The organism is Paenibacillus sp. OV219 (assembly GCF_900110075.1).
Classification (GTDB): domain Bacteria; phylum Bacillota; class Bacilli; order Paenibacillales; family Paenibacillaceae; genus Paenibacillus_Z.
This window is the reverse complement of sequence record NZ_FOCJ01000007.1, coordinates 325,101-344,678: the sequence shown is the minus strand read 5'-3', so window position 1 is coordinate 344,678 and position 19,578 is coordinate 325,101. Positions and strand designations below refer to the sequence as shown.

Sequence of the window (19,578 nt, the reverse complement as noted above, 5' to 3'; positions counted from 1 at the left end):
TGATTCGTACAAAAACCTTCTTCTACTACTATACAATAGGAAGATCAACCCAACAATAGATTGTTAGAAAAATGTTAGGATTTCGTGTCGAATTCCGTCATCTCCGTCACAAGTCTTGAAACAATTTGTCGAAGCTCCTCACTTACCGTTGCTGCTGCCTCATAAATGAGACCAACTTCCAGATCAGGCTCAGTCGCTTTCAGCTGTTGCTCGAGCTGCTGCGCCAGCATGGCGAGCTTAGCTGCCGACAGGTTGCTAGCAACGCCTTTGAGCGTATGCGCCATACGGCGTGCCAACGTGTAATCATGCCCCTCGAGCGCCTCAGCCAGCCGTTCATCGAACGTGCTGTAATCCTTCACAAACAGCTTCAGCATATGCGTCAAAATATCCTTTTTACCATTGACCCGCTGCAGTGCTTCTTCGAGATTAAGACCTTTAATGCCTTTTGCCAGCCATTCATCATCTAGCGCCTGCACCGGCATATAAGCTGTGGCTACCGAATCGCGCTCCTTCGGCTTCGATTTCGCCTGGTCGACACGCAGCTCTCCGCCATAACGGAGCCACTTGGTAATGATTTGGAGGAGCTTATCCGGCGGAATCGGCTTTGTAAGAACATCGTTCATGCCCAGCTGCATATACCGGTCATGATCCTCCTGAATAATATTCGCCGTCAGCGCCACAATGGGCAGACGATCATACTTGGAGTCCTGCCGGATAATGCGCGCCGCATCGTCTCCGTCCATCTCCGGCATATGAATATCCATGAGAATGAGATCATAGCGCTTGGTCGTGATGCGCTTCAGCACCTCAGTGCCGGTCTCCACCACATCGACCTTAAAGCCCCACTCGCGCAGCTGCTCCACGGCGACAAGCTGGTTAATGTGATTATCTTCGGCAAGGAGAATCGTGCCTTTCGTCTGCTTCGGCAGCAGTGCTAGCGCCGCTGCCGCTTCGACATCCGCCTCCGCGACCGGCTGCTCCTCCCGAGGGAACAGTGTCAGCAGCATTTGATTCAGGCTAACACGTGTCGCTGGCTTCACCAGAATCGCATCTGGACGATGTTCGAGCGGCAGCTTCAGCAGCTCCTCGCGTCCGTAGGCCGTCGTCAGGGCGATCGTTTTCACGCCTGCATCCTTGGCCGCTGCCTGCATATCGTTCCAGGTTTCTTCTCCATACATATCCGGCATTTCAAAGTCGAGCAGCACCGCGAACGGACGAACGCCAATGCCCGAACGCAGCAAGCGCTCATGCGCGACCTTCCATGAGTTCAGCGGTATTGGTGTAAGCCCGCTGTCTTCAAGCGCTACGCACAGCCGCTGGCTCATCGGCGCATAATCCTCTACAACCCAGACGGAATGCTCCCCGCTCCGATCACTTCGGTCAATCCGGAAGCGGTCTGACTGCGCTTCTTCCGCCACCGCCAGATCGAGAACAACCGTGAACTGACTGCCTTTTCCATACTCGCTCTGTACCTGTATCGTGCCGCCCATAAGCTCCACCAAACGCTTCACGATGACAAGGCCAAGGCCGGTCCCGCCATACTTGCGGTTCGTCGCCGCATCTGCCTGCATGAACGGCTTAAACAGCTTAGCAAGCTGTTCTTCCTTCATGCCAATGCCAGTATCCTCGACGATGAAGGCAACCATCGCATCGCCACCCGGCTTGCTGCTCTGCAGCAGCTGAACCTGCAGCCTCACATGACCGCGCTCGGTAAACTTTATCGCATTGATACATAGATTGAGCAGGATCTGCTCCATTCGGAGCCAATCCCCAATAAGCAGCGAAGGCAAGGTATTCGGCGTCTCTACGATAAACTGGAACCTTTCCTTGCCGCCGACGAACACGCTAAGCAGCTCTGACAGTTTATGTATCATGCTGTAAGGATCGAAGGGCACCTCATCCAGCTCAATCTTGCCTGCTTCGACTTTCGCAAAGTCAAGAATATCGTTAATAATGAGCAGCAGCGCCTCGGACGAATCTCTCGTCTTATGGAGATACTCAAGTTGCAGCGATGTAAGCTCCGTCTTCTGCAAGAGACCTGTAAGCCCGATAATGCCGGCAAGCGGCGTACGGATCTCGTGGCTGATTTGGGCGAGGAAATGGCTCTTCGCAAGGTTCGCGCTCACCGCCTCCCCCCTTGCTTGCTCCAGCTCCAGCTGGACCCGCTTCGTCTCCGAAATATCACGGGCGATACAGGAGTAGAACGTCTCGCCAGTCTGATCATCATGATGAACGACGAGGATCTTCGACACGGGAATAAAAGCGCCCTGTATCGTGCGCAGTAGCACTTCCTTCTCCTGGAAGCCAACCGTGCGCGCATCATCAATACCATCAAGCAATTCGCCGATTGTGCGCATCGGCATGGGATCCGTATCGCTATGGGAATCATGAATACCAAGCAGCACTCGTCCTGCCGCATTGATGTACAGCAGCTGGCCCTGATCGTCAAACGTTGCGATCAAGTCCTTCGCGGCGCCCATCACCTTCAGCTGCTGGCTGCGCGCTTTCTCCGCCTGCTTCTGACCTGTAATGTCGCGGGCGATACCGGCTACGCCAATAAAGCGCCCTTCGCGGTCGCTCATGCCGTTTGAGCTGTGCGCGACTGGAAAGCTTGTCCCGTCCTTACGGATGTAATTCCATTCCCGCTCATAAGAGAAGCTCTCACTGCGCAGCATTTCGAACACGGTAATATCCGGCGGCACATGGCGGTTAAATTTGTTACTGAGTCGTTTCGACTCCCTCCTAACATCTTCAGGAGCAATAAACAAGAGCGCTGTCGCCTTGTTTATGACTTCTTCGGACTTGTATCCGAGCATCTTCTCCGCAGCCTTGCTGAAATAGGTGACGCGGTACTGGTCATCGAGTACGATAAATGCGAATTGGTTCTGGTTAATAATCGCATCCATACGGCCGAACAAACCGCTCAAATGCACTTTCATTTGGTTCACTGATTGGGCAAGCTGTGAAATTTCGTCGCCGCTGTCATCATTCACATTGTTCACGTCAAACCGGCCTGCAGCCGCTGCCTCCGTAACCTGGAGGATGCGCTTGATGCGCCGAATAATATGATCGGAGAATAAGAAGAAGAGTATCGTCAGCAGCGCTTCCGCGATAGCAATCGTTAAGATCGCGCGCCATTTGATCGCTTTGAGTGGAGCTCCAATATCATCCAGCGGCACATTAAGGGCAATATGCCAAGATGTCCCTTTAATTGCTGCGTAGAACAGGATGGAGGCGCCTGATGGTCCATGCAGCGTATCGTATCCGTAATCACTGACAAGCATATCCGAAGCAACCGATTGAAAAGGAAGCTCCGCCGAATGTATAGATTGGGAAGGCAGCTTCATTGAAGCTTCAATAATACGAGCGTTGTCGTTATACAAAAACAGCGAGTCGTTTGCCCCGACATGAATATTAAGATGCTCTTGGTACATCCGGTCCGCAAGCAAAGAGGCATCCACAACGCCGATCACTTTATTGCCTACGCCGAATACCGGCACTTGAATGACGATAATTTCCGTCTTATTCTGACGCCCTTCCATCGGATCAGTTACGACGACATTGCCTCTAATCGCTCTCGTAAAGGAAGGCTCGTCCAATATATTAATATAGGCACTATTAGGAAGATGCATGCGTCCGGTCAAGTCTGCAAACCCTAGCGATACATAGGGGGAATTGGGCCGATGCGTTTCCGTGCTAAAATAAATCTCACGCTGGTTGTCCGAACCGAAACGAACTTGATCCGTGCGGCTCATCACTTCCACCTCAGCACGCCGGGTCTCGATCCAAGATGCCAAATCATTAGCCGTGTTCTGAACCTTCGCATTCGCCTTCTCGACCAGCGTATCCATAATCGTTTGCTTGGCAAGCGTATAGTTGCCATAGCCGACAATCGACAGCGCGCCTGACGTTACAAAAAGTATTAACACGAGCACTTTCGTCCGAAGCGAAAAACTCCCCAAAGCCTAGGCCCTCCTGAAGGAACAATAGTTGTAGTTGTTACCATTATACCTCGGGCAGATATAGCATGATAGAAGATCGTGTCGATAATTGGTAGCTACCAAGCAATGAATTAAGAGTTTATATGCACCTTCTGCACATTTTGCATCCGGTAAATGTAGTAATGCTTCGAGCAAAGTCCTTTGCTTACTGTAAGTCTGTCACAGTTCACCCACTTACAAGTGGTCGGCTCAGTGGATTGGCGAACCTTCGTTACTACTGGGTCCCCGTGCCTGCGCCAGCGCTGATGATGCATCGAGCACATTTGCTTTGCTTTTACCGGTTTGTCACATTCATCTACCGTACAGTTAGCCATATAAAATTACTCTCCCCCGTTGTCAAAACCTAGATGCTGATCTGTGTATTATTATGAATGAAAGTGCTCTCTTTGGAAAGTTCCCTGGAACTGTATTTCACAGGTAATTGTAACATTTTAGTGGTAAGGCGGCTGTGCCCGTGCCCGGCGGTTCAGTCCGAAATGCGGAGTGAAAGCTGTCTGAATTTATAAATAATCGCGACAACTTATAAATAATCATTGAAAATTCAGACTTCCTTTCATATACTGTTCTATAAACTAGCCGCTTATTGATTGTGAGGGAAGCCCGATGTCTCTGTTTGCCGCTGTCTTTCATACGCTCAAGACGCCGCTCGCCGTCATAACAGGACGAGGTGCAAGCATGCAATTTGATCGCGTAAATAAAGCTTTCTCAGATCTTGTTGGCTGCTCGGAGGATGAGCTCAAGGGGCTCCCGCCAAGTAGGCTATTCTCCTCATGGAACGAAGAAGCGCTAATGGTTACCGAACGATCGGAAATCTTCATGCTGAGACAGACTTCCAGGCCGCGAGAACCACAGCATCTGCTGTTAACGATTGATGAGGTTGCTGATACCACTGAAGCTGCTTACTTGCTGACGGCCGAGGATATCTCCGCCAGAACGTGGATCGATGCAATGAGCAAGACCGAACGGGTACTGCAATCCGGTATTTTGAATGAAAATCTCGTTATCGAGCGATATTTTCGCAGCACTACGTCTCCGATTCTCGATCCGAACCTGCGCATTGAAGAAGAGTCTCTCCAAAAGTTTTTTGACGACGCAGACCAGGAACGGTTAGTATCTGCGATTAAGCATGCCACCCTTCACCAAAGAATGGATCAAATTGTCGTTCAAACCAAGCCACTTGCGAATAACGTGCAACTAGAGCTGCATATTACGTTTTGCCCGTTCTTCAATGGCGACGGTAGCTTGCTTCACTACGGCTTCATTATAACTAACATACATTCTGTCTCTGAACCAGCTGATCCGTCCGTGACGCTCAAGGTGCTCATGGCCCGCTGCTATATATCCGCTCAGCAGCTGTCGCTTGCGACGGGCATCTCGTTGCAAACGATCTCCAAGCTGCGCAACGGCAAGATCGGCAAGCCCCAGCGGCAGACGGCGCTTCTCATCGCGTCTCAGCTGAACGTGCTGCCACAGGATATATGGCCTTAGCAGCGGGATCGAAATAAAAACCTCTCCTTGGAAAACGGGCTCGCGCAGAAGCGCTGACCATTCCTCAAGGAGAGGTTTTTTTGGCGGTTGAGAGGTACGATTAGGGACTCTCGGCTAAGGAAACAGCCGAAATCGGTAGCTTGCCGGAGATGAGAGAGCGTACATGAGCTCTCAGCATGAAAATCGGCCGATTGATCCTCTGAGAGTCCAGACTCAGCACTCTCAGATAAGGAAACGGCCGAAATCGGTAGCTTGGAAAAGCTGAGAGAGCGTAATAAGTACTCTCAGCATGAAAATCAGCCGATTGATCCTCTGAGAGTCCAGATTCAGCACTCTCAGATAAGGAAACAGCCGAAATCGGTAGCTTGGCGGAGCTGAGAGAGCGTATGTGAGCTCTCAGTATGAAAATCGGCCGATTGATCCTCTGAGAGTCCAGATTCAACACTCTCAGATAAGCAACCGAAATCGGTAGCTTGGCGGAGCTGAGAGAGCGTATATGAGCTCTCAGCATGAAAATCGGCCGATTCATGCTCTGAGAGTCCAGATTCAGCACTCTCAGATAAGGAAACAGCCGAAATCGGTAGCTTGTCGGAGATGAGAGAGCGTAATATGAGCTCTCAGTATGAAAATCGGCCGATTCATGCTCTGAGAGTCCAGATTCAGCACTCTCAGATAAGGTAACGACCGAAATCGGTAGCTTGGCGGAGCTGAGAGAGCGTATATGAGCTCTCAGCATGAAAATCGGCCGATTCATGCTCTGAGAGTCCAGATTCAGCACTCTCAGATAAGGAAACAGCCGAAATCGGTAGCTTGGCGGAGCTGAGAGAGCGTATATGAGCTCTCAGTATGAAAATCGGCCGATTGATCCTCTGAGAGTCCAGATTTAGCACTCTCAGACAAGGAAACAGCCGAAATCGGTAGCTTGGCGGAGCTGAGAGAGCGTATATGAGCCCTCAGCATGAAAATCGGCCGATTCATGCTCTGAGAGTCCAAAATCAGCACTCTCAGACAAGAAGCAACCGAATTCGGCAACATGGTGAAGCTGAAAGAGAGCATAATAGCGAGTGGCCGATTGAATCGACACTCTCTATGTGTTCTCTCAGCTTCCCCAAGCGCTGCTCCCAGCCCACCGGCGACCATCGCCCTCCTAACAATAAAGGCTGCCCTCGCAAGCCACACATCCAACATGTGACTTGCGAGAAGCAGCCTTCTGTATTATTGCGCAGCCTTATGCGTATGCGCGAGCCGCAGTGTTCTGTCGCTCGCTGCGATTTCGAGGAAGAACTGCGCGTCGATGGATGCAAGCTTCTCCCACGCCTTCACGCAAACGGGGTCGAAGTGAACGCCGCTGCCGGTCAGAATGATTTCCATCGCATCCTCATGCGACATCGCGAGGCGATAGGAGCGCGATGAGGTCAGCGCATCGTAAACGTCTGCGACCGCGGCAATTCGCGCAAGCAGTGGAATGCCCTCGCCGCTGAGTCGGTCGGGATAGCCGGTTCCGTCCCATTTTTCATGATGCGAACGGATAATGGATAGCTCATCCTTGAGGAAGCCGAGCTGCCGGCATATCTCATAGCCTGAGACCGGATGGCGTTCGATAACGAGCCGCTCCTCCGCCGTGAGCTTGCCTTTCTTATTCAGAATCGCATCCGGCACGCGCAGCTTGCCGACATCATGCACGACGCCGCCGTGGGCAATCGCCTGCAGCTGATGCTTCGACAAGCCCATCACTTCCCCAAGCCGCAGCGCATAGAGCGCAACACGCTTGTTGTGGCCTGCCGTGTACGAGTCACGCGCTTCCGTCGCCATGATGAGCGCGTGAACGCTCGGCGTTATCCATGCTTCCAGCCAAGCGCGCGGATCGGATTGGAACAGTATGCGCAGCGACGTGCTGAAAGATCCTTTGGAGAAATACTGCCGGACAAGACCGAGCAGCATCGTGAGCAAGGAGCCGAGCAGCAGGAAGTGGTACAACCACCAGCTTAGCTTCCACGCCGAGCCCATAAGAATGATGTATTGCGCCGCAACGATAAATCCCGTGCTATATACGATCGCCTGCTGAAGCGGGATCCGCGCATGCTGATTTGCTCGCCAATAGCGGTACATCGTCCATAGACAAGCCGCGCATGTAGCAGCAGCCGCAATCCATTTGTACGGATTGATGTTGAGAGGAAGATGATCAATTGCATCCGGAAAACCAATGGTTAACGCGCATAAAGCACCGAGCAGGATAAGCCAACCGGGGAGGAGCCAGACACGCGATTTGGACAGCTGCCGCACGCTCCAATGGTCTGAGCTCACTGCCGACAACGCCAGCCAAATCGACGTCAGCAGCACACTCAGCTGTGCAAAAATCTTCGGCATGTAATCTTCATGCATCAGAAAGCCAGGTGTTGTAAGTCCATGCAGGAAGAAAACGCCCGACAGCGACAAGTACGCGATCGACATAAACCCGACTTTAATGTTACGAAGCCGATGACCTGTTATACCGACACCGATGGCAACTAGCATCGCTAGCGCAGCGACGATCGTTACAATGTGAAAATGTCCCGCCGGTACAACAATGGAAACATCTTTCGTTCCTAGCGAACGTACCCATTCAAATACGCCAATTGGCAATACTACAGATAAAATAGGGCCAATGACAGATTTACCTTTAAGCTGCATGTTACTAGCTCCTCTGCTACATATACTCGAACTAACGGGCAACTTGAATGGTCGTAAACATGCCTCCAATTGGTATCGTAAAGTTGTTGGATGTATGATGTGGAATATGGCAATGAAACGGCCAGTGCCCCGGGTTCCACGCATCGAACTGCACATCGCGCGTCTCGCCCGGTGCAACAAACACAGTGCTTCTGCGGAGCTGTCTCCATGGCGGTACTTCGTTGCCGTCATAAGCCGTCTCCAGCATTTGCACACCATGCAGATGCATCGGATGGCCCTGCATCCCTATATTCGCCAAGCGAATCCGTACGCGTTCGCCTAAACGAACCTGTACCGGCGAAGTATTGGGAAAGCAGCGCCCGTTCATCGTAAAGAAGTTAAACCCGTCCGACAACGGGTCGATGGTGTAAACACCTGGGTGCAGCTCACCTCTAGGCAGCCCGCTCAGATGAAATTCCTGAAGCATATATGCGATATCAAGGTGAATGTGCTTCTCCTGTTTGTTCTGAATAATGAATAATCCGCATAGACCCAGCATTTCTTGACGGAGCGTTTGGTAATGGCTGTGATACATATGCGTTCCGGGCGGGTTAATAATTTGGAATATATAATCCATTCCATAGCCCGGCTCAATGAGCGGCGATGGCTCAATCGGAGGTACCCCGTCCATCGTATTAGGAACGTCCAGCCCATGCCAATGAACACTCGTCGCCTCTGGCAGCTTATTAATGACACGAATGCGCACCCAGTCGCCAGTCTCTACAACAATCGTAGGTCCGGGAATAGAACCGTTATATCCGTAGCCTTGCATGTAAATATCCGGCAGCAGCTCTTGCAGCACCGGTTCAGCAACTAATTCGAAGCATTTCATCCCGTTCTCGATCCGATAAGGTGCAAGCGGCAAATCCGGCGATTCCACCATACGCATCTCCCCCCGTTTACAAACAACGAAGTTTATGCGGGCTTTAACCGAATCATGACTGTACCAGCCAGAAAAAAAACAAGTAGCACTAATTATATCGGCAATTCTTTCTCATTAGTGTAGTTTTTTAAACAAAAAAAAGGCTCCGTCTGCTGCTACAGCAAAAGGAACCTTCATTTCTAGCGAGCGCCTACATCCAAATTGCCGGAGCCTGTATGAACATGCACGGGAATGCTTCCGCTGCCGAATACGAGATTATCACGTTCATCCTCATCGGTCATTTTCTGCGCCCCATCCCAATCGTTGTCCAGATCACCACTACCACTGCTGTACGTAATATGCGCATCTTGCGGCTCCTCGCGCGTCATGATGGACACATCACCGCTGCCTGTTTCCAGATCAACCGTCTGATTCAGTGCATCCAGTGCGAGATCGATGTCGCCGCTTCTTGCTTCACCTTTGATCGCCGCATCCACATCATTCAAAGCAATGTCACCGCTGCCAGTCTTCGCCGTAAGCTGCTTTGACTTCAGTCCATCCACTGTAATATCGCCAGACCCTGCTTTCAGCTCTGCCGACTCATTCGCAGTTATATCCGTAGCGTGCAAATCGCCGCTTCCGATATCAGCGCTCACTGTCGTAGCAGTAAGCTGCTGCAGGCTAACATCGCCGGAGCCCATGTCGAGCTCGATACGGTCCGCCTGAATTTGCTTCAATTCGGCATCGCCGCTGCCTGTATCCAGCACCAGCTTGCGGTACATCTGCTGCGGCAGCTCCAGCGTTAAGTCTACGCTGCGGAAGTTCAGCCCGATCGTGAAACCGACATTGTCTTCCAGCGAGACGTTCAGCTGATCCCCCTTGCGTTCAAGGGTAAGCTTCAGCTTGTCGCGGTATTTGCGGCTTGCTCGGCCGGACAGCTTTGCTTTAATCTTTTGTTCACTGCCTGGGACAATCGTCACATCCATACTGCCGCTTTTGACAATAATATCAGAGACGCCGTCCACTGCCATCCACTGCTGCTGGTCGATTTTTTCCGTACCGAAAGAGAAGTCACCTCGGAATGTCCCGAACGCACCGATGAGACCAACAACGACCAGGATGAGTGCAATCACAACCCAGTTTCTCATTTTTTCTTCACCCTTATCACTCTGGAATTAAACTTCAAGTAAGCAAGCGTCATCTTCAAGAATGCCTTCGTTAGCCATTGCGTGCCTGCACCGATGAGCATGCCAAGCCCCAACAGCACCATCGCGATGAATATCCCTTGCGTCATCGTCACGCCACCGCCATACACACCTTCATAAAGTGCCATTAGGGATGACAATCCGACGCCAATTGCCGTTGCCCACAGCGCGACAAGTACGCCAAGCAGAGCAACATAAGGACCTAGCACAAAAATCAAATTAAAGAACCCAAGGCTTACCGCAGCCAGCACAGCGCGTGAGACGAGTGTAATACTTCCACTCTTCGTCTCTGCTTGGTCGACGCGGTAGGTGAGGAGCAGTTCTTTGGCGATCAGACGCGGATCTCCCAGCTCATGCGCCGCTTCTACTTCCGACTTGCCATGCTCCGCTGCCATGCGAAAATGTTCCTCATAATCGTACATCCACTCCCGCCGAATCCGCTCTGGTACTGGCGCCAGAAGCTCCCACAGCTGCTGTAAATATTGATTCCTGATCATCGCTCTACACCTTCCTTAATAATTTCGTCGACCGCAACGGAGAAGGACTTCCACTCACAAATCAGCTCCATCAGATGTTTATGCCCCTCAGGCGTAAGCTTGTAATATTTGCGCGGCGGCCCTTCCGAGGATTCTCTCAAGTAAGTTGAAAAATAACCTTCTTGCGTCAATCGGCTCAGCAGCGGATACACACTACCGACAGCGACCTCAAACTTTGAAGACATGTTGACTGCAAGCTCATAGCCATACCTGTCTTCCCATGCGGTCAGCGCAAGCACGCATAAGTCCAGCACGCCTTTCTTAAATTGAACATTCATAATCAAGCACCCCTATACCATATCGTTAGGTATTAAGCATTGTAGAATAGTGAGTCAAAAAAATATCGCCTTACAGCTATACTATATCACCAGCTATTCTACAATGCAAGATAGTGAATTGAATAATGCGTTCACTTTAGTACGCTGCCCACATTATGGTATGCTGATCGCATATAACCTGATGATGGGAGTCCTAAAGTAATGAGCTATGAAGTGAAGCAATCGGTAGATACATATGAGCTGTTTACGTTGATTGACACGGAGTCGAACTCCTCTGTTACAGTCTGTCCGGAACGCGGGGGCATTGCCATCAGCTGCATCCTTGGCGGCGTGGAGCTGTTCTACTTGGAAAAGGCGACGCTACTCGATCCTACTGCGAATATTCGCGGCGGCAACCCGATTCTGTTCCCGATCTGCGGTCAGCTCATGGAGGGCCGGTATGAATGGGAAGGTACAGAGTACACGATGCGTAACCACGGCGTTGCACGCAATCGTCCTTGGGAGGTCGTTTCAACGACCGGGGACGGTGAAGCATCCATTACGCTGCGCCTTCGGAGCGATGCAAGCACGAGAGACGAGTTCCCGTGGGATTTTGAGCTGCTATTCACCTACGCGCTAGTTGGCGGCGAGCTGTACATCCGCCAGACGTACAGCAACTTATCAGATTCGGCTATGCCGTATTATGCAGGCTTCCACCCGTACTTCCGCAGCGAGTCGAAGGATATCGTCTATGGCACGGATGCCTCGCAATTCCTCGATTACAACGATAATATTGTCAAAGACGTGCAGGGAGAGATTGTACTCACCGGGTTAAAAGAATCGGTCGCATTGCTGGATGCAACCGTGCCTCACATCTCGTTCCCAGGTCCGGATGGCAGCGGCAAAGTAACTTTGCGCTACAGCGATGCGTTCAGATATGTGGTGCTGTGGCAGGTGAACGGTTCTCCATTCGTATGCGTTGAGCCATGGATGGCGCTGAACGGCGAGCTGAACCGGAAGGACGAGCTGCCGATGCTCACGGCAGGTTCGAAGCAGCAGCTGGAGTTGTCGATTGCTCTTGAGAAGTAGAGCAGATGGAGCGCGTGAAAAGAGCCACCTGTGCGCCACACATCCTGGAGATATCGGCGACGTGACGTCAGAGATAGCGATGGGTGCATGGAGGAAAATGGACGTTTGAGCATAGAGAGGGGCAATTGGTGCTATGGCGAAGCAAACGATAGAAGCGAATGACCAGCTGCGTCGGCGGCTTGGCAATTCAGATTTGGAGCTTTCCCCGCTCGGTCTCGGCTGCTGGCAGTTCAGCAAGGGAAGCGGAATGGTCGGCAAGTTCTGGCCCGTGCTCTCGGATGAGGACATTCTCGGCATCGTCCGAACAAGTCTTGACGGGGGCATCAACTGGTTTGATACCGCCGAGGTGTACGGCGGCGGCAAGTCGGAGGAAGCGCTCGCGGACGCGTTAAACGCGCTTGGCGATGCCGCTCGCGGTGCGCATGTGGCGACGAAGTGGTGGCCGATTATGCGGGCAGCCGGCAGCATTTCGCGCACGATTGATGAGCGGCTGCGCCGATTGAAGGGCTGGCCTATCGACCTGCACCAAGTGCATCAGCCGTACTCGTTCTCCTCGGCTGCGGCCGAGATGAACGAGATGGCGAAGCTGGTGCAACAGGGCAAGATCCGCCACATCGGCGTGAGCAATTTCTCTGCGGCGCGCATGCGCGAAGCGGACAAAGCGCTGCGAGCGCACGGGCTGCGGCTTACGTCCAATCAGGTGAAATACAACCTGCTCGACCGCCGCATCGAGCATAATGGCGTGCTCGATACCGCCAAGGAACTTGGCGTTGCCATTATCGCGTACTCGCCACTGGAACAGGGCGTGCTGACGGGCAAGTTCCACAGCAATCCCGAGCTCGTGCGCGGGATTGCCGCCGGCCGCAAGCTGAGCGGCAGCTTCAAGCCCGCTGCACTGGCGCGGACGCGGCCTTTAGTTGACCGGCTTGCCGAGCTTGCTGGCAAGTACGACGCTTCCCCGAGCCAGGTCGCACTGAACTGGCTCATTCATGCGAATGGCGATACGGTGTTCGCCATTCCAGGCGCTTCAAAGCCGAAGCATGCACAGGAGAATGTGCATGCAATGGCGTTCAAGCTCAGCGGCTCCGAGCTGCTGGAGCTCGGCGAGCTGGCGGACCGCTGCAAGCGGTAGAGTGCAGCTTAACGGCAACGAGCCGATAGGGCTAGCAGAGTTCGCGGATCGCTGCATGCGGCGGTAGCTGACGCATTGCAGCAGCTTATCCCCGCGATGGTGCAGCCAGCCATACTTTGGCTGGCTGCACCCGCACCTAAGCTACCACTTCAGTTCGTTCATGAATGTAACGCCCTGATTGCCTCGGGTCAGAAAAGGGATTGCTTACCCCGCTCTTGAAGCGGAGTTCGCAATCCCTTTTATTCAAGGCGCAACCGCCCGCCGTCCATTTGCAAGTGCAGCATAGCTTTAGGCATGCCGGCAAGCGATAACCTGCCGCTCGAATTTGCCTTTACGGACGACGCAGCGGTCCGTAACAACGAGGCGTGCCGCGGCGATATCTTCGTCAATCGTCTCGGTAGAGACGATAACGACATTAACCGCCAGGCGGCGGGCGCTCTGCAGCATTGCGAGCCGCTCCTCGGACGAAAGCTTCGAGCACAAATTGTACGGCAAGTCGATGATCGCAGCATCGTAGGGCGGCTCACCCGAAGCAGCGCCTAGCTGCAGCTGCGTCATGTCCGCTTTGCGCACAACGTCTGGCATGCCGAAGTGAGCGAGATTGACGCGGGCTCCTTTCAGCGCGAGCGGATTTAAGTCATAGCCAACGATAGGGATTCCCATCGATAGCGCTTCGATAAGGACCGTACCAATACCGCAGCACGGATCGATAACGCGCAGCTCTGCAGTAATATCAGGAGCTGCGATGTTCACAACCGCCCGCGCAACCCGCGTGCTGAGCGCCGTCGAGTACGGCTGAGGCTTCTCATTATGCTTCAGCCAGAGCGCTTCGCTCTTCTCGAATTCTCCAAACAGGTAACGCCCGTCTACGATGGCGACGCCGAACAATCGATCAGGCTGGCGCATCTCAGCCTTGCCAACGATTCGCCAGCCAATCTCCTTCTCGATCGACCGCTGACGTTCGAAGTCGACCGGAATGTCACTGCCGACGAACGAGACCTTGAACGTTCGCCCCTCAAGCGCTACAGCCTCACCCACCTGCGCAGCGATACCAGCCGAATCGTCCGCTGTTAGCAATATAGCAAGCTTCCCCCGGATAAATGGGCTCCTGCTCGGATTTATATTTTTATCTGAAATCACACAACCATGTCGCGGGTCGGATCCAAACAGCGAGCGCATCTCCATCCCGCATAAATCTTGTTCATCCTCGTGGCAGGATACGGCATAGAAGCTTGTTTCTTTGCTTGGAATATTTTGCACATTTTCACTCATTATAGTACTCCTTAAACCCGCTATTCATGGCCGCCGCTAGCAGCACGATAGGTCCGAAATACAATCGACTGATTGTAGTTTCCAAACCCTTCACCATAGATGGTAAGCCCGCCAACATGCTCGGCTTCATCAGGAACTGCGAGGCGCAGCAGCCAGTTGTTGCGCGTCATGACGATATCAGATAGCTTCACATCAGACAGCCGCTGACCGTCGAGGTAAGTGCCGTCATTCGTTATGCGGATAATCTTAAGCCACCCGTATTGGTTCAAGTTGTTGCTCCACCAGGCCGGGGTCAGCTTGCCCCGTCCTTCACCGGAGTCACCGGGACTTGTCCATGCCCCAAGCAGCGTATTATTGAGGTGGAAATGAATGTCGGACGGCCAATCGACGCGCACACCTGGCGCCTCGGAGCCAATCTCAAGCGTTATCTCGATCTCCTCCAACGACTGCCCGAGCAGCACGTAATTCGGGATCCGATATTCCACGTAACCTTTGCCGAACCAAAGAATTTGCGCATGCATTCGCTCTGGATCGTGAAAATAACGCGGGTCGTCAAACTGCCCAATCATATGCTCGCTTGTAGCAAGGCCGCAGGTCGGATGAATATCGAAGCTGGTGTAGTGGCCAACCGGCACCGATACCTCGTGGCACTCCCGCTTCTGCTGCGCAGTTTGCGGAATCGTAATCTCGACTTGACCTTCGGCAAGCGAGCAAATCTTATGTGTCCCGCCGCCCCGCCGGACGAGCTTCGTCTCAATAAGCCCGCCCTTCTCCAGCTTCTTCGCATGCATGGTCACGATTGCGCTGCTGAGGCCAAGTCCCGCCGCAAGTTCCTTTATATTCATCGGCTGCACCGCGAGCAGCTCTAGGATGTGCAATCTCACATCGCTTGCAAGCGCTTCGTAGAGGGGGAGCCATTTGCGGTCTAAGCTTGCACGAATCATCGTCGTTCACTCCGTATCTTGGCTGGTATAGCCGATTGTCTGCGAATGCCAGTATATAGGTCCAGTTGACAGCGGTCAAATCGCGACTGCCCGCTGGCAAAAGAAATACTTGCGCGGAACCGCCATGATGCGTTTTAATAATGGTGTGGTGTTATTTTGTTAACTAATTAATATATTCATTAAACCAAGAGGTGACCATGATGTCAATGCAAGCGAAACTAATTGTGGATAAAGATTTTACGATTGGTGAGGTCGATAAGCGAATTTATGGCTCTTTTATCGAGCATTTGGGACGCGCCGTATATGGCGGCATCTATGAACCGGGGCATCCGTCTGCGGATGAGCAAGGGTTTCGCGGTGATGTTATGGAGCTGATTCGCGGCATCGACGTGCCGATCGTGCGCTATCCTGGGGGTAACTTCGTCTCTGGTTACAACTGGGAGGATGGAGTTGGACCGATAGAACTGCGCCCTAAGCGACTGGAGTTGGCATGGCGGACGTTAGAGCCTAACTTATTCGGGCTTGGCGAGTTCGTGGATTGGTGCCGTAAAGCGGGTACAGAGCCGATGATGGCGGTCAACCTCGGGACACGTGGTCCAGAGGAAGCACGGCAGCTGATCGAGTATGCGAACCATCCATCCGGCACGTATTGGAGCGATCTTCGCGTGCAGCACGGGCATAAGGCTCCGCATGCGATTAAGACGTGGTGCCTCGGCAACGAAATGGACGGCCCATGGCAGATCGGCGCCAAGACGGCGGAGGAATACGGCCGCGTCGCCGCTGAAACGGCGAAGGTGATGAAATGGGTCGATCCGAGCATTGAGCTGGTTGCCTGCGGAAGCTCTGGCCTCGGCATGCCTACATTCCCGGAATGGGAGCGTACGGTGCTGGACCTGAGCTATAACGAGGTGGATTATATTTCGCTGCATCAGTATTATGGCAATCGCGACAAGGATACGGCGAATTTCCTGGCGCAATCCATGGGCATGGACGCTTTCATCGGCTCCGTTATTGCGACATGCGACTATATTCAGGCGAAGAAGCGCAGCAAGAAGAAGGTTCACCTCTCCTTCGACGAGTGGAACGTTTGGTATCATTCCAATGACGCAGATTCCCGCATCGAACCGTGGTCGGTGGCGCCACCGCAGCTCGAGGATGTGTACAATCACGAGGACGCGCTGCTTGTCGGCAGCATGCTCATCAGCATCTTGAAACGTGCGGATCGGGTCAAAATGGCGTGCATGGCGCAGCTCGTCAACGTTATCGCCCCAATCATGACAGAAACCGGCGGCGGTGCGTGGAAGCAGACGATTTTTTACCCGTACATGCATACGAGTATTTTTGGCCGCGGCACGGTGCTCGTTCCGCTGGTGGAGTCGCCGAAATATGATGCAAAAGACTACACCGACGTTCCGTACCTAGACGCAATCGCGGTTCACAATGCCGAAGCCGGCGAGGTGACGGTGTTCGCCGTGAACCGTCATTTGAGCGAATCGCTGCCGCTGTCGGTCGATCTGCGCAGCTTCGGCAGCTTCCGTCTGATCGAGCATATCGTGCTCGAGTCGGACGATTTGAAGGCGGCCAACACGAAGGCCGTTCCGAACAACGTCACGCCGCATACGCGCGGCAACGCTGTGGTCGAGAGCAACGGCGGCGGTCTCGTCGCCTCGCTCGGCAAGGCGTCGTGGAACGTGATCCGCGTGAAACTGGGGTAGTGTGCGGGGCTGGGTGAGAGGTAGGCAGACGGGCTGAGAGAGGCTATTCCCCGCTCTCAGCGATTCAATCGGGCATATTGGGCCCGATTACTGTATTGAGAGGCTTAACCCGCTATTCGGCGGGGGAATGCCTCTTTTTTGTGACTGTGAGCGGCTATTCCCGCTCTCAGTAGTGATATACAGGTTGTTCGGTGTCACTTCGACGTTGAGAGATCCTATATGTGCTCTCGACAGACTTTTCTCCGGTTTCGAACGCCGAGAGAACACATACGTGCTCTCAGTAGCATTAATCGAGTTACTTGGTTCCACTTCGTTGCTGAGAGATCCTATATGTGCTCTCGACAGACTTTTCTTCGGTATCGAACACCGAGAGAACACATACGTGCTCTCAGTAGCATTAATCGAGTTACTTGGCTCCACTTCGGCGGTGAGAGATCCTATATGTGCTCTCGACAGACTTTTCGCCGGAATCGAACACCGAGAGAACACATACGTGCTCTCAACAGCATTAATCGAGTTACTCGCTGCCACTTCGGCGCTGAGAGATCCTATATGTGCTCTCGACAGACTTTTCTCCGGCTTCGAACGTCGAGAGAACACATATGTGCTCTCAGCCCACAACTGCCAACAACAACACAAAAAGGCGGAGCAAGGATTCCCTCCCTGCTCCGCTCGCTCGTCCAACCAACAACTTACAACTGATACCCAACCGCCTTCTGCCAGCCGCCATATACGCCGGCGCGCCAGGCTTCGTCACGCTCTGGGACGAAGGTGCGGTCCAGCTCCCACAGCGCGCGGAGCTCGTCCGTGCCGCTCCAGAAGCCGACGCCGAGGCCAGCGAGGAACGCCGCGCCGAGTGCTGTCGTCTCCAGCATGACCGGGCGGATGACGGATACGCCGAGCAGGTCGGCTTGGAACTGCATGAGCATGCTGTTCGCGACCGCACCGCCATCGACCCGCAGCTCCTTCAGCCGCAGGCCGGATTCTGCCGCCACCGTGCCGAGCACATCCGCGGTTTGATACGCGATGGACTCCAGCGCCGCGCGCACCAGATGCGCGGAAGTGACACCGCGCGTCAAGCCCGTTATCATGCCGCGCGCCTCGGCATTCCAATACGGCGTACCAAGCCCCGTGAACGCCGGGACAACGTACACGCCGAGCGTGTCCGCAACCGAATCCGCCAGCGCCTCGCTCTCGGATGCATGGGCAATCAGGCCAAGCCCGTCGCGCAGCCATTGGATGACGGAGCCCGCCGTAAAGACGCTGCCCTCCAGCGCATAGGTCGTCCTACCGTTCAGCTGCCATGCGATCGTCGTGAGCAGCCCTTTCTCCGATGCAACCGGCGCCTCGCCGGTATTCGTCAGAAGAAAACAGCCTGTCCCATACGTATTCTTCGCCATTCCCGACTCGAAGCACCCCTGGCCGAACAATGCCGCCTGTTGGTCGCCTGCAACACCAGCAATAGGAATACCGCGCAAGGTTCTATCGTCTATTTCCGCATTATCAGCTTTATCTGCTTTATCTGCTTTATCAGCTTTATCTGCTTTATCTGCTTTATCCTCATTATCGGCTTTATCAGCCTTAACCGCTCTTTCGAACTTAGCCGCATTATCCGCTTTATCCAACTCAGCCGCACTATCTGCCTCACCAACCACGCCGGCCCCGGCCCCATCCGCATCGAGCAGACGCGTATAGCCAAAAATCCCGCTCGATTGCTTCACCTCCGGCAGCATTGCAGCCGGAATACCTAGCTTCACCAAGATCTCTTCATCCCAAGCCAACGAGTGAATATTGAACAGCATCGTCCGCGAAGCATTCGATACATCCGTTGCATGGACTGCGCCTTCTGTCAGCTTCCAAATTAGCCAGGTATCAATTGTACCGGCAAGCGCGCGCCCTGCCTCCGCTTTCGCTCGAAGCCCAGGCACCTCATCGAGCAGCCACTTCAGCTTCGTCCCCGAGAAATACGGGTCAAGGACAAGCCCTGTCCTCGCACGGACCTCGGCTTCCCAGCCCTCCGCTTTCAGCGACTCGCATATCGCGCTCGTCCGGCGGCACTGCCACACGATTGCCGGGTGCAGCGGCTCGCCCGTCTCCGCATCCCAAACAACCAGCGTTTCACGCTGATTTGTAATGCCGATCGCACTAATTTGATCCGCGGACACACCACTGGCTGCCTCTTGCATTACCGCAAGCTGCGTACGCCATATTTCATCCGCATCCTGCTCCACCCAGCCGGCCTGCGGAAACACCGAAGCAAATTCCTGCTGCGCGAAGGCCGCTACCCGCCCCTGCCGATCGAATAATATCGCTCTGCAGGACGTTGTCCCCTCATCAAGCGCCAATATATACTCGCCCTTCTCCATCT

At 53.5% G+C, this 19,578-nt stretch carries 14 protein-coding genes; 4 read left to right on the top strand and 10 right to left on the bottom strand.

What is annotated here, in order from left to right; all coding sequences use genetic code 11:
• Window positions 1-74 precede the first annotated feature (74 nt).
• Window positions 75-3,962: a response regulator gene (locus BMY11_RS19220; RefSeq protein ID WP_090579765.1), complete on the bottom strand. Its 3,888-nt coding sequence runs from the start codon at window positions 3,960-3,962 to the stop codon at window positions 75-77.
• Window positions 3,963-4,072: 110 nt separating this feature from the next.
• Window positions 4,073-4,315, bottom strand: coding sequence for a hypothetical protein (locus tag BMY11_RS19215; RefSeq protein WP_090579762.1), 243 nt, complete (start codon window positions 4,313-4,315; stop codon window positions 4,073-4,075).
• Between the two features lie 289 nt (window positions 4,316-4,604).
• On the opposite strand from BMY11_RS19215, the gene BMY11_RS19210 reads away from it, so the two are divergent.
• Window positions 4,605-5,489 (top strand): helix-turn-helix domain-containing protein, encoded by an 885-nt coding sequence (locus BMY11_RS19210; protein WP_090579760.1) that lies wholly within the window; start codon window positions 4,605-4,607, stop codon window positions 5,487-5,489.
• Between the two features lie 1,215 nt (window positions 5,490-6,704).
• On the opposite strand, the gene BMY11_RS19200 is transcribed toward BMY11_RS19210, so the two are convergent.
• The 5 genes from BMY11_RS19200 to BMY11_RS19180 all read right to left on the bottom strand — a co-directional run bounded on the left by BMY11_RS19200 (window position 6,705) and on the right by BMY11_RS19180 (window position 11,079).
• Complete coding sequence (locus tag BMY11_RS19200; RefSeq protein ID WP_090579754.1) at window positions 6,705-8,159, bottom strand: HD-GYP domain-containing protein; 1,455 nt, start codon at window positions 8,157-8,159, stop codon at window positions 6,705-6,707.
• 31 nt (window positions 8,160-8,190) lie between these two features.
• Window positions 8,191-9,081 carry a multicopper oxidase family protein gene (locus BMY11_RS19195; RefSeq protein WP_090579751.1) on the bottom strand — a complete coding sequence of 297 codons (891 nt, stop codon included), beginning with the start codon at window positions 9,079-9,081 and terminating at the stop codon, window positions 8,191-8,193.
• Window positions 9,082-9,260: 179 nt separating this feature from the next.
• Window positions 9,261-10,208 (bottom strand): DUF4097 family beta strand repeat-containing protein, encoded by a 948-nt coding sequence (locus BMY11_RS19190; RefSeq protein ID WP_090579748.1) that lies wholly within the window; start codon window positions 10,206-10,208, stop codon window positions 9,261-9,263.
• Window positions 10,205-10,762, bottom strand: coding sequence for an HAAS signaling domain-containing protein (locus BMY11_RS19185; protein ID WP_090579745.1), 558 nt, complete (start codon window positions 10,760-10,762; stop codon window positions 10,205-10,207). The genes BMY11_RS19190 and BMY11_RS19185 overlap by 4 nt, the downstream gene beginning before the upstream one ends.
• Entirely contained in the window at window positions 10,759-11,079 is a 321-nt protein-coding gene (locus BMY11_RS19180; protein WP_090579743.1) for a PadR family transcriptional regulator, read from the bottom strand. Before BMY11_RS19180 ends, BMY11_RS19185 begins: the two co-directional genes overlap by 4 nt.
• Before the next feature lie 201 nt (window positions 11,080-11,280).
• Between BMY11_RS19180 and BMY11_RS19175 the strand changes: the two genes are divergently transcribed.
• Window positions 11,281-12,147: an aldose epimerase family protein gene (locus BMY11_RS19175; protein ID WP_090579739.1), complete on the top strand. Its 867-nt coding sequence runs from the start codon at window positions 11,281-11,283 to the stop codon at window positions 12,145-12,147.
• Between the two features lie 133 nt (window positions 12,148-12,280).
• Complete coding sequence (locus BMY11_RS19170; protein ID WP_090579736.1) at window positions 12,281-13,279, top strand: aldo/keto reductase; 999 nt, start codon at window positions 12,281-12,283, stop codon at window positions 13,277-13,279.
• 288 nt (window positions 13,280-13,567) lie between these two features.
• Here the strand turns inward: BMY11_RS19170 and BMY11_RS19165 are convergent, their stop codons facing one another.
• On the bottom strand, window positions 13,568-14,551 hold the full coding sequence (locus BMY11_RS19165; protein WP_090579734.1) for a TRM11 family SAM-dependent methyltransferase: 984 nt from the start codon (window positions 14,549-14,551) through the stop codon (window positions 13,568-13,570).
• Window positions 14,552-14,571: 20 nt separating this feature from the next.
• Window positions 14,572-15,495, bottom strand: a complete 924-nt coding sequence (locus BMY11_RS19160; protein ID WP_090579729.1) for an ArsR/SmtB family transcription factor — start codon at window positions 15,493-15,495, stop codon at window positions 14,572-14,574.
• A 200-nt stretch (window positions 15,496-15,695) separates the two neighbouring features.
• On the opposite strand from BMY11_RS19160, the gene BMY11_RS19155 reads away from it, so the two are divergent.
• Window positions 15,696-17,210, top strand: coding sequence for an arabinosylfuranosidase ArfA (locus tag BMY11_RS19155; protein ID WP_090579727.1), 1,515 nt, complete (start codon window positions 15,696-15,698; stop codon window positions 17,208-17,210).
• A gap of 692 nt (window positions 17,211-17,902) precedes the next feature.
• Here the strand turns inward: BMY11_RS19155 and BMY11_RS29395 are convergent.
• Window positions 17,903-19,576 (bottom strand): FGGY family carbohydrate kinase, encoded by a 1,674-nt coding sequence (locus tag BMY11_RS29395; RefSeq protein ID WP_256217653.1) that lies wholly within the window; start codon window positions 19,574-19,576, stop codon window positions 17,903-17,905.
• Window positions 19,577-19,578: the final 2 nt, after the last annotated feature.

Coding starts and splice junctions, on each gene's coding strand:
- BMY11_RS19160 (WP_090579729.1), bottom strand. CDS start 15,495: ATGATTCGTGCAAGCTTAGACCGCAAATGGCTCCCCCTCTACGAAGCG.
- BMY11_RS29395 (WP_256217653.1), bottom strand. CDS start 19,576: ATGGAGAAGGGCGAGTATATATTGGCGCTTGATGAGGGGACAACGTCC.
- BMY11_RS19185 (WP_090579745.1), bottom strand. CDS start 10,762: ATGATCAGGAATCAATATTTACAGCAGCTGTGGGAGCTTCTGGCGCCA.
- BMY11_RS19200 (WP_090579754.1), bottom strand. CDS start 8,159: ATGCAGCTTAAAGGTAAATCTGTCATTGGCCCTATTTTATCTGTAGTA.
- BMY11_RS19215 (WP_090579762.1), bottom strand. CDS start 4,315: ATGGCTAACTGTACGGTAGATGAATGTGACAAACCGGTAAAAGCAAAG.
- BMY11_RS19195 (WP_090579751.1), bottom strand. CDS start 9,081: ATGGTGGAATCGCCGGATTTGCCGCTTGCACCTTATCGGATCGAGAAC.
- BMY11_RS19210 (WP_090579760.1), top strand. CDS start 4,605: ATGTCTCTGTTTGCCGCTGTCTTTCATACGCTCAAGACGCCGCTCGCC.
- BMY11_RS19165 (WP_090579734.1), bottom strand. CDS start 14,551: ATGAGTGAAAATGTGCAAAATATTCCAAGCAAAGAAACAAGCTTCTAT.
- BMY11_RS19155 (WP_090579727.1), top strand. CDS start 15,696: ATGTCAATGCAAGCGAAACTAATTGTGGATAAAGATTTTACGATTGGT.
- BMY11_RS19180 (WP_090579743.1), bottom strand. CDS start 11,079: ATGAATGTTCAATTTAAGAAAGGCGTGCTGGACTTATGCGTGCTTGCG.
- BMY11_RS19170 (WP_090579736.1), top strand. CDS start 12,281: ATGGCGAAGCAAACGATAGAAGCGAATGACCAGCTGCGTCGGCGGCTT.
- BMY11_RS19175 (WP_090579739.1), top strand. CDS start 11,281: ATGAGCTATGAAGTGAAGCAATCGGTAGATACATATGAGCTGTTTACG.
- BMY11_RS19190 (WP_090579748.1), bottom strand. CDS start 10,208: ATGAGAAACTGGGTTGTGATTGCACTCATCCTGGTCGTTGTTGGTCTC.